General features: G+C 61.2%; 9 protein-coding genes. 5 read left to right on the top strand and 4 right to left on the bottom strand.

The features are described from left to right. Both AACQ43_RS21430 and AACQ43_RS21425 read left to right on the top strand, forming a co-directional pair. Window positions 1-244: hypothetical protein (locus tag AACQ43_RS21430; protein ID WP_211162635.1), on the top strand; the 244-nt coding region annotated here is incomplete at its 5' end. Window positions 245-306: 62 nt separating this feature from the next. Further along, entirely contained in the window at window positions 307-1,503 is a 1,197-nt protein-coding gene (locus AACQ43_RS21425) for an NnrS family protein (protein WP_168968648.1), read from the top strand. Between the two features lie 10 nt (window positions 1,504-1,513). Here the strand turns inward: AACQ43_RS21425 and AACQ43_RS21420 are convergent, their stop codons facing one another. Beyond that, window positions 1,514-2,083: a helix-turn-helix domain-containing protein gene (locus AACQ43_RS21420; RefSeq protein WP_168968647.1), complete on the bottom strand. Its 570-nt coding sequence runs from the start codon at window positions 2,081-2,083 to the stop codon at window positions 1,514-1,516. Between the two features lie 121 nt (window positions 2,084-2,204). Here AACQ43_RS21420 and AACQ43_RS21415 point away from each other — a divergent pair, with 121 nt between their 5' ends. Both AACQ43_RS21415 and AACQ43_RS21410 read left to right on the top strand, forming a co-directional pair. Next, window positions 2,205-3,356: a benzoate/H(+) symporter BenE family transporter gene (locus AACQ43_RS21415; RefSeq protein WP_168968646.1), complete on the top strand. Its 1,152-nt coding sequence runs from the start codon at window positions 2,205-2,207 to the stop codon at window positions 3,354-3,356. Window positions 3,357-3,506: 150 nt separating this feature from the next. After that, window positions 3,507-4,571: a DUF3103 family protein gene (locus tag AACQ43_RS21410; RefSeq protein ID WP_168968645.1), complete on the top strand. Its 1,065-nt coding sequence runs from the start codon at window positions 3,507-3,509 to the stop codon at window positions 4,569-4,571. A 62-nt stretch (window positions 4,572-4,633) separates the two neighbouring features. Here the strand turns inward: AACQ43_RS21410 and metF are convergent, their stop codons facing one another. After that, on the bottom strand, window positions 4,634-5,530 hold the full coding sequence (gene metF, locus AACQ43_RS21405; protein WP_076362770.1) for a methylenetetrahydrofolate reductase: 897 nt from the start codon (window positions 5,528-5,530) through the stop codon (window positions 4,634-4,636). A 328-nt stretch (window positions 5,531-5,858) separates the two neighbouring features. Here metF and AACQ43_RS21400 point away from each other — a divergent pair, with 328 nt between their 5' ends. Next, on the top strand, window positions 5,859-6,650 hold the full coding sequence (locus AACQ43_RS21400) for a GNAT family N-acetyltransferase (RefSeq protein ID WP_168968644.1): 792 nt from the start codon (window positions 5,859-5,861) through the stop codon (window positions 6,648-6,650). A 67-nt stretch (window positions 6,651-6,717) separates the two neighbouring features. On the opposite strand, the gene AACQ43_RS21395 is transcribed toward AACQ43_RS21400, so the two are convergent. Next, the gene (locus AACQ43_RS21395; RefSeq protein WP_168968643.1) at window positions 6,718-8,202 is read right to left on the bottom strand and encodes an ABC transporter substrate-binding protein; all 1,485 of its coding nucleotides are present in this window, start codon (window positions 8,200-8,202) and stop codon (window positions 6,718-6,720) included. Window positions 8,203-8,210: 8 nt separating this feature from the next. Next, the gene (locus AACQ43_RS21390) at window positions 8,211-10,190 is read right to left on the bottom strand and encodes a HAMP domain-containing methyl-accepting chemotaxis protein (protein ID WP_029305191.1); all 1,980 of its coding nucleotides are present in this window, start codon (window positions 10,188-10,190) and stop codon (window positions 8,211-8,213) included. Window positions 10,191-10,388 lie beyond the last annotated feature (198 nt).

Raw genomic sequence — 10,388 nt, 5'->3', positions numbered from 1 at the left:
CGCATATTACGCCTCTCACTTCGAAAGTCAAGCGCTTGTTTTCGCTTTTCTTTCGGCGCCCACTTCGCAAGGAAGCTGGCTCATCAGGTTGGCGTGTTCTGCCGTGCTGGTAGGGGCGCATTATAGGGAGCCGCGCCGCAATGACAAGGGCTTTTTCACCGAAAAGAACCGTTCGCTCAGATATACAGCAAAGCGGTTCTATTTCACTCGCATCACCACCATTTCGGGCTGTCATTGGATTTAAATTGAACATTTGAAAAGCCACTTTATAATTAGCTTTTCAAATGTTCAATTAAGGTTTCATTCATGCACCAGATCCTGGATAGCCGCAAAGAGGAGAGAATCGTTCCTCTGTTCCGCCTCGGGTTTCGGCCTTTCTTCCTGTTCGGCGCCTTGTTCTCGGCTTTGGCGATGCTGGGCTGGCTGGGGCAGCTCAATGGCTGGTTCGTCCTGCCGGGAATTGGCAACCCCATCTGGTGGCATGCCCATGAGATGCTGTTTGGCTTCGGGGCCGCGATCGTCGCGGGATTTCTGCTGACGGCAGTGCAAAACTGGACCGCTCACCCCGGGGTGAGAAGCTGGCCCCTGGTCCTAGTCGTTGTATTGTGGGCATTGCCGAGGGCCTTGCTGCCTTGGTTGGGCGAACACAATACCCTGCTGATGGTAGCAGATCTGCTCTGGCTGCCTCTTTGTACCTGGTATCTGGCCAAACCGATCATGGTAACCAGGCAGTGGTGCAACCTCTTCTTTGTGCCTCTGCTGGTCGTGCTGACGCTGCTCAACGCCGCCAGCTGGCTGTGGCAGGCGCAGTGGGCTGATATGGAACATCTGCTCATTACTACGGTGCTCTTGTTTACAACCCTGATCGCCGTGATGGGAGGGCGAGTCATCCCCTTCTTTACTGCCAGAGCCACCGGGATGGAAAAAGCTGTCCCAATTCTCTGGCTCGAGCGGGCTGCCCTTGCCACGCTGTGGCTCACTATGGTGAGCTGGCTGCTGCTGCCCACCCCATGGGCCACCAGCCTCTACTTGCTTCCTCTATATATAGTGGCGGCCGTTTTGCACTTGTGGCGCCAATTGCGTTGGCGGCTGCCTTCCACTCTTGGCCAACCCCTCTTGTGGTCGCTGCACCTCGCCTACCTGTTTATTCCTCTCGGCCTGCTCGCCCTTGGTGCTCTGGCTGCCGGCCTGCCCATCAGCCTGTCGCTGGCCAGCCACCTGCTCAGTGCCGGCTGTCTGGGGACCATGATCCTGGGGATGATAGCCCGGGTCTCCCTTGGTCACAGTGGCCGGGCCTTGCAGGTGGGGCGCAGGATCCAGTGCGCATTCGCGCTGGTGATCATGGCCGCCCTGATCCGGGTCGTGATCCCGCTGCTTTGGCCGGCCTATACCCTGCACGGCTGGAACCTGAGCGGCCTGGCCTGGAGCCTGGCGTACGGTCTGTTTGTCTGGGTCTATGCTCCCATATTGACCAGCCCCCGGGCTGATGGGCGCCCAGGCTGACCCGGGTGGGTCAAGATCTGCTGGCCGGATAGTGAATCAGATTGTGGAAGATGGCAGGGGCCACACCCAGATTGCGATAGCCATGGGGGCGGTCGGCCGCAAAACGCACCGCCTCCCCCTGCGTCAAGGAGCGCCACTCCCCTTCCACCAGCACTTCCATCAGGCCACTGATGACGATGACATGTTCGGTCACCCCGGGTTCATGTGGTTCTGATTCTCGCTGATAACCGGGCAACAGAGTCAGCTCAAACAGTTCAAAACCAAAGCGACCCTCATAAGGGAAGAGAGGGGCGACCTGCATGCCCTCTCCCGCCGGTTGCTGGCGAATCGCATCTGCGGTGCGATAGAGCACTTCCCCCTGCTCTGCCGGGGTCGGTTCGATGAAGCTGGAGAAAGAGACCTGAAAGCCGGTGGCAATCTTCCACAGGGTGGCCACCGTCGGGCTCGACTCCCCCCGTTCAATCTGGCCCAGCATGGCCTTACTCACTCCCGTCTCCCGCGCCGCTACATCCAGGCTCCAGCCCAGTTCGCTGCGCAAGCCCTTCAGACGTTGGGCCAGATGCTGATTCATCTCTTGCATGACTGCCTCTTTGTGGTGCTTGCTTGAATCGCCTTGTGCGTTATAACGCATAGCGATATAGTCTGAGGCAATATTGTACGCAATAACGCACAAACCGTCACAGCCCCACAAGGACGTCACCATGCCCTTTGCCCTTCCTCATCTGGTCGCCGGCTTCATCGCCGTGATGGTCGGCTATACCAGCTCGGTCATCCTGATCATTCAGGCAGCCACGGCAGCGGGAGCCGATGCAGCCCAGCTCGCTTCCTGGCTATGGACGTTGGGTATTGGTATGGGTATCAGCTGCATCGGCCTCTCCCTCTATTACCGCATCCCCGTCTTGACTGCCTGGTCGACCCCGGGTGCCGCCCTGCTCATCACCAGCCTGGGTAACTTCACCCTGGCCGAGGCCATCGGCGCCTTCGTTATCTCTTCTCTGCTGATCACCCTGTGCGGTATCAGCGGCTGGTTCGATCGGCTGATGCGCCATATCCCGGCCCAGTTGGCGGCGGCCATGCTGGCCGGGGTATTGCTCAAGTTCGGGCTTGATCTGTTCAAGGTCGCCCCGGCAGATCCCTTGCTGCTCGGCAGCCTGCTGCTGGCGTTCCTGCTCGGCCGCCATATCTGGCCACGCTATACCATGGTGCTGGTACTGGCGACCGGCATTCTTATCTGTCTGCTGAGAGGCCAGCTGCAGCTTGACACCATCCACTGGCAACTGGCCGGCCCGGTCATGACCTGGCCAGAGTTTTCCCTTGGTGCCCTGTTCGGCATAGCCTTGCCACTGTTCATCGTCACCATGACCTCCCAGAACATGCCGGGCATTACCATTTTGCGGGCCCACGGCTATCAGCCCGCCACCTCATCCCTCATCACCTGGACCGGCCTCACCGGTCTGCTGCTGGCGCCCTTCGGCGGCTATGCCTTCAACCTGGCGGCCATCACTGCGGCCATCTGCATGGGGAAAGAGGTGGATCCGGACGCCAACCGACGCTGGCCCGCGTCGGTGTGGGCCGGCGGCTTCTACCTGCTGACCGGCTGTTTCGGTGCCACGGTGGCGGCGCTGTTCACGGCCTTCCCGGCGACACTGGTGACCTGTGTCGCCGGGCTGGCGCTGCTCGGCACCATCGGCAGCAGCCTGCACACCGCATTGCAGCACGATGATGCCCGTGAGGCCGCCCTGCTGACCTTCATCATCACCGCCTCCGGCATCAGCCTGCTCGGCATCGGCGCCGCCTGCTGGGGACTGCTCGTCGGCATCATCCTGTATCAAGTCAACCAGCGGAGAAACTGACCTGACCATCTGGGGAGCCCCCCGTGAGACACCGCACATAATTCAGAAAAATTGGTTCACAGCTGAAACTAATTGCCATTAAGTGGTGTCGAGGCACTTCTTCTTCCCCGATGCGTGCCTCATGTCAGACTCATAAACTGGAGAATAATAATGAGGAATCAGGCTGTCATTTTGTTACTGGCACTGCTGGGCGCCACCACCGCCCACGCTGCCGACACCGATCGGGAGCTGGCCCGCCAGCTCGCGCTGCAGCAGAAGAACCTGCTGCCGCTGCTGAGCAATCAGGAGTACCAGAGCCCGCTGCCCAACCTGTTGCAAAAGGCCAGCCCGCGCCTGAAACGCCAGGCCCGGGATGCCAACCAGGCAGCCATCAGCCGGCAAGGGCTGGATGGCGAGGTCAAGGAGCTGATGCAGCTGCGACTGGCCAACCCGGAACAGGCCGCCGCGCTGCAGCAGGGTGTCGAACCGCTGGTCGCCTATGTACCGAGCGGAGATGAGAAGAGCTGGAGCGCCATCGAAGCCTTCGACAGCGCCGGCAACCCCGTCTATCTGGATGTGGACAAGGCACCGGCCCGTCCGGTCCTGGTCGTGGAGGCCGATCCAGTCAAGGCCAAGAACGCCGGCCTCAAGGTGATCCGCAAGGCGCTGGCGGCCGCCGACATGCAGGTGGCTCCCCGTGCGGCTGCCAGCACGGCACCGCTCAAGACCAGCATCCTGAAGAAAATTCGGTTGAAGGATGATCAGGAGCCCTGGCTGTTGGGTGCGGCCGAGGTGTATGCGGTGGTCGCAGGGGTCAACCCCAGCCGGGATGAGCCCGTGGTCGACATCGTCGACATGCCCTATCTCGACTATGACAAAACCGACTACACCCCCAACCAGATCCTGGTCTACTGGGATCGCTATCGCTGGGGTGCCGTCGACATCGTCATGATGGAGCAGGACGACAACGTCAACTACAAGGAGCTGAGCGGCCTGTTCATCGATGCCCTCAAGCTGGCTTTCACTGCCGGCGGCGTGCCCGAGGCACTGCCCTTCCTCGATCTCGGCGGCCGCATCGTCAAGGCACTGCCCGACTCCTGGATGACCAACAACGATGACTATCTGGATACCTTCTATACCCTGGAGCAGGACCAGAGCTATCACCAGTATCCCGGCGCCGCCGGCAATGCGGTGATCGATCTCGAACCCAAAGAGATCGCCCCTACCAGACCCTGATTGGTCGCCATAACAAAAAAGCCAATGAGCGACTCATTGGCTTTTTTTGTGCCCGCGATCCGTTACGGCTGGCCTTTCGGCCTCACCCCCAGGGTGTGGCAGATGGCGTAGGTCAGCTCGGAGCGGTTCAGGGTATAGAAGTGGAAATCCTTCACCCCTTCCTGACTCAGCACCCGCACCTGATCGATGGCGATGCTGGCCCCCACCATGTTGCGGGTCATCTGATCATCATCCAGCCCCTCGAAACGCTGATGCATCCAGCGCGGGATCTTCACGTTGGTGAAGCCGGCAAACTTGGCCAGAGTCTGGTAGTTGGAAACCGGCAGGATCCCCGGCACGATTTCGGCATCGATGCCGATGGCGGCGCAGCGATCCCGAAAGCGCAGGTAGGTCTCGACGTCAAAGAAGAACTGGGTAATGGCGCGGTTGGCACCGGCATCGATCTTGCGTTTAAGGTTGAGCAGATCCGACTGCGCGCTGCGCGCTTCCGGGTGTCCTTCCGGGTAGGCGGCTACCGAAATATCGAAGTCCGCTTCGGCCTTGAGCAGGGCCACCAGATCGGTGGCATACATCTCCGGCTTCTCCAGCCCCTGAGGCAGGTCACCGCGCAGCGCCACGATATGGCGGATGCCACTGTTCCAGTAATCGCGAGCAATGGTGCGCAGCTCGTCGCGGCTGGCGTCGATACAGGTCAGGTGCGGGGCGGCGATCAAACCGGTCCGCTCCTTGATGTCCTTGATCACCTTGTGCGTGCGATCCCGGGTACCAGAGTTGGCGCCATAGGTCACCGACACAAACTTGGGCTCCAGCACTTTCAAGCGCTCGATGGATTGCCACAGGGTATTTTCCATCCCTTCGCTGTTGGGCGGAAAAAACTCGAAACTGACCGATATGTCGCCATTCAAATCTGCCAGACTCTGGTTGAGTGCCTCAACCTGACGTGCGCTGTGAAATCCCATCTGCTCTCTCCCTGCCCTGCAATCCATTCCTCTACGTCAAAACGGATGTTTGGACGTCTAAACGTCTTTCTATCTTTATGAGAAAATGGCACAAAGTCAACACTGTTTTACAGCGAGAGGAAGGCCGCCGATTTTTATTTGGCAATAAAGCCAAAGTAACGATTGGCACCCCATCCCAAAATCCGGCGAGTCGCGTTATGATGAACGCAGATCGTCCTGGACGTTCTGAATCTGCGTGTGATTGTTTGGCCGGAGGTTTCTCCGGCCCCTTTTCAACCTCTTCCCCTTCCTGCCGATAACCAATTGAACCATTCGCAGGAGCATCATCATGGACACCCACCCCGGCTTTGCCACCGACTTGCTGTTCGATCGCTATCAAGGCAACGTGGTCGACCATGAGCAGTTCTGGGCCGTGCGCACCCCCGATGCTCCCGATTACTACTTCGGCAACTATCTGCTGCTCCCCTTTCCCCCCAGCGATCACGACAAGGGCTGGCTCGAGGCCAGTTTCGACAAGCTGATCGGGCAGGACCCCCGGGTCAGACACCGCACCTTCCAGTGGCCTCTCGCGGCCGGCCAGAACAGCCGGGTCGCCGGCTTCGTGGCGGCGGGATACCAGTACATGGAGTGCGTGGTGCTGGCACTGGAGGCCGCCGACTGGCAACCGCCAGCCGCGACGGTGGCTGCGCGCCCCTTTACCCCGGCCGACTGGGACGAGTGGCTGGCCTTTGAACTGGAGGAACGGGATCCCTGCCACTCGGAGCAGAGCTACCTGCCCTATCTGCAGTCACGCCGCCAGTTGTACGAGGCGATGATCGGGGACGGGCTGGGTCAGTGGTGGGGGATCTGGCAGCAGGAGCAACTGGTCGCCAGTTGCGGCCTCTTCTTCACCGCTACTCTGGGCCGCTTCCAGCTGGTGCGCACAAGGCAGGCATGGCGCAATCAGGGGTTGTGCCGTCAGCTGCTGAGCCAGGTTGCCAGGCACGGGCTGACGCGGGTCGACCGGCTCATCATAGTGGCCGACGAGCACTATCACGCCCATCGCGTCTATCGCTCGCTCGGGTTCACCCCGGTGGCCCGCATCGGCAGCCTCTGCCGTTGGCCCCACCCGGTACAGTGACATCACTGTACTGGCGGCAGCAAAGAAAACGGGAGGCTGATGCCTCCCGTTGTTTATCTGCTGCCAGCTATTGCTGCGGTGTTTCCAGCTCGTTGGAGAGCGCCTGCTCCACCTCGGCCGACGGAGCCGGCAACGGCGCGGCTGCCGCAGATACCTCTGCGGCAGGCGTTGCTGACGGCGCCGGGGTGGCCGGTGTCTCTGTCACCGCCGGCGTCGCGGCGGATGCAGCGGCAGGAGGCTCGGTGGTCGCAGCGGCGGCCGATACTGCGGGCGCGGCGGCAGGGGCGTCACACTGGCAATCGGCTCCCTTCACCTTGTTGCCCTGATGGGGCGGATACCAGCCCTTCAGGCCCTGCTCCAGCCGATCGGCTGCCGCCTTGGGCTCCATCTTGCCAAGCAGCACGGCCTGACTCACTTCCGCCAATTCATCCCCTAGCTTGGGCGTACCGCGAGAGAGGATCTGGGTAGCCACCCGGATGGTGGAGTCGCACTGATCCCGCCACTCCATCATCTCCTTCGCCGCCGGGTTGGTGACTTCGAAGAAGTGGTTTGAGAGGGAGAAGAAGCCGGGCAGCGAGTTGGTATAGAGCTCGGCGAACTGCGGCGTGGTCAGCCACTGCAGGAAGGCCATGGCCGCCTCCTTGTTCTTGCTGGCCGGGTTCATGCCCATCCCGATGTCGGTGTGATCGGTAAAGAAGCAGCCATCGCCCTGCTTCGCCACGGGCGGGCGCATCACGCCAAAGTCCACCTTGCCGGTGAAGGGAGCGATCTCCCAGGAACCCGCCACGTAGAAGGCGGCCTTGCCCGAGGTGAACAGCTCGTTGGTCGCGGCATAGTCGCGGCTCTCGCCGCCTTCGCCGAGGTAGGGGCGCCAACGCGCCAGCTCCTCGAACACCTTGACGTAGGGCGGGTTGTCAAAACGCTCCTGCCCGCCGATCAACGCCAGCCGACCATCCTCTCCCTTCCAGTAGTTGGGGCCTATGTTCTGGAAGCCGAGCTCGGAGGATACCCAGCTTTCCGAGCCGCTCATGGCGAGCGGCACATAGCGGCCATCGGCCTTCACCTTGTCGAGCGCCGCGAAGAAGGCATCCCGGGTTTGCGGCACGCTCAGCCCCAGCTCACTGAAAATCTTCTTGTTGTAGAAGAAACCGTGAATCACCGAGGCCATGGGCACGCAGAAGGTCTGGGCGCCGGAGTCGGTCTGCCAGGGTGACTGGGCAAAACTTGGGAAGTTCTCCATCCCCGACATCTCGGTCAATTCCGCCAGATGGCCCGCCTTGAACAGGGCCAGCGAGTCGTCGAACGGCCGGCAGGTGATGAGATCCCCCGCCTTGCCCTCTTTCAGACTGGCCCACAGGGTCGGCATATAGTCGACGTTCTGCACCCCGTTGAACTTCACCTGGATGCCCGGGTGGGAGGCCTCGAAGGCAGGAATGATCTTCTGCTCCCACAAGGCCTTGTCATCAATCCGCCAGCTCTCGATCACCAGCTCGCTGGCCATCAGCTGACCACACAACAGGAGACTCAGGGCCCCGATCCACTTGTTAGACATAAGCCCTCCTAAACCTTGAAATGTGCGATCAATTGCTGCTGCTTGGCGACCAGATCCGCCAGTACTTCACTGCTGCCGGCCGACTCCCGCGCTTCCCGTTCGGTCTCGTAGGCCACCTCGGCGATGCCGGAGATATGGCGGGCCACCCCCTGGCTGACCGAGATCTGCTCCTGGGCGGCATGCGCCACCTGATCCGCCATCGCCTTGATGGCGCTCATCCGGTCGGCGATGGATTGCAGGGCCGCATCCATCTCCCGGGTCTGCTCGACACAGTTGTGGGTCTGCTCCTGACTGCGCCCCATCACCTCCACCACCAGCTTGCTCGAGCTCTGCAGGTTCTCGATCATCGCCTGGATCTCTTCGGTCGAGGTCTGGGTCCGGTTGGCCAGTGCCCGCACCTCGTCTGCCACCACGGCAAAGCCACGGCCGGCATCGCCGGCCCGTGCCGCCTCGATGGCGGCGTTCAGCGCCAGCAGGTTGGTCTGCTCGGCGATGCTGCGGATCACGTCGAGGATGCTGCCGATATTGTTGCTGAACTCACCCAGCTTGTAGGTGATGCCAACGGCTTCTTCCATGGCGCCTGCCAGCTGCTCCGTGATGCGACGGGTGGTCGCCACCTTCTGGCGACCGCTGCGCGCTTCATCATCGGCCAGATCCACTTCCCGTTTGGTGCCATCGGTGGAGCGGGCTACCTCGGTGGCACTCACCTCCAGCTCGGTGATGGCGGCAGCCACCTGATCGGTCTGACTCTTCTGATCCTGTACCCGGGACACGGCCCTTTCGCTTATCTCGGCGGCGCGGCTCGCCTCCTCCACCAGATGGCGGGAGCCTGCATTGATCTGGGAGAGCAGCTCGCCGGTTTTGCCGGCCAGGGTATCGATGGAGCGGGAGAGTGCGCCAAATTCGCAGCTGCTGCGATAGTTGATGCGGCGGGTCATGTCCCCGGCCGCCATGTAGTCCAGCTCCTTGTTGATCATCTGCAGCGGACGCTGAATGCTGCGCGCCGTGGTATAGCCGATGATGAGGGCGGCGGCGGCCGAGATGGCGGCCACCACCAGGATCCAGAAGCTGGCGCTGCTGACCGCATCATCCGCCGTGGTGCGGCTCTGGCTGGCAATCGAGCCGGCCGACTGCCCCATCTCGTCGAGCAGGCCCAGGCTGTTGATCAGGCTGGCATCGAGTTGCTGATTGAGGGTCTGCAGCGAGGCGGCCAGCTGCTGGGCATTGCGCATGGTCGCCAGCAGCCCCTGCTGGCCAAGTGCCAGCTCCTGCATCCGGTCGAGGTTGGAGACGAAGCGCTGCTTCACGTCATCCGGCACCAGCACCCGATCGAGCCGCTTGCGGGCCATCTCGATGTCCTTGCTCAGCACCTTCTCCAGCTCATTGAGATCGGTCTTGGCATCGGCCCGTCGAATGTTCTTCAGATCGCGCGCGATGCCCGAGGTGATGAGTTCAGCCTTGTTGCGCATGGAGCGTTTGCTGGCGGTCTGCTGCAACAGTAGATCCGCAGCCCACTGGTAGGTGTCTTCCAGCCGGATGAAGGCAATCTCCAGCTTGTGGCGCTGATCCTGGGCATTGACCCACTGGCTGTGCTGGGAGAGCACCTGTTCAGCCAGGCCGTAGAACTGCTTGGTGGCGGTATCGACCTGCTGAAAACGAGAGCCGGCCTCGGCCACCCCGCTAAACTTGTCCATCTCCTGGCTCAGCTGACTGAAACGCGCCTGCTGCTCCTTGAACTGGCTGGCCAGCTGCGGCAGCTGGCTTGCATCCTCGTTGGTCCGGTAGACCAGCACCCAGCGGTTGCTGTCCTGCAGGGCGCCTTTCAGGCCGGCCACCGCAATCACCAACGGGGTCGCCCGGTCGGAGACCTGTGACAAGCCGTCGTTGATGCCCCTGATCTTCAGGGTGCTGATCACACCCAGCAGGATCAACAGCAGCAGCATCAACACAAATCCGGCGATGATCCGCTGCACAATAGATAAACCCATGGAGACATCCTCACTCGTGGGGGAAAGGTAACGTGAACATAGACACTATCGGCACAAGGGGCGAATTATAGAGGGGAGACTGAGGGTATTTTATTGATCTATATGGGGTTGGATCACAGTTGACGGGGGACGCTTTGCGCGTAAAAGGGCCCGGACTGTGCCGGGCCAAAGAGACATGCTAGCTGTAACGGCCCGTGG

The sequence above is a fragment of the Aeromonas sp. DNRA1 genome (assembly GCF_963888745.1).
GTDB lineage: Bacteria > Pseudomonadota > Gammaproteobacteria > Enterobacterales > Aeromonadaceae > Aeromonas > Aeromonas hydrophila.
The sequence above is the reverse complement of the archived record's forward strand: the minus strand, read 5'-3'. Positions and strand labels throughout refer to the sequence as shown.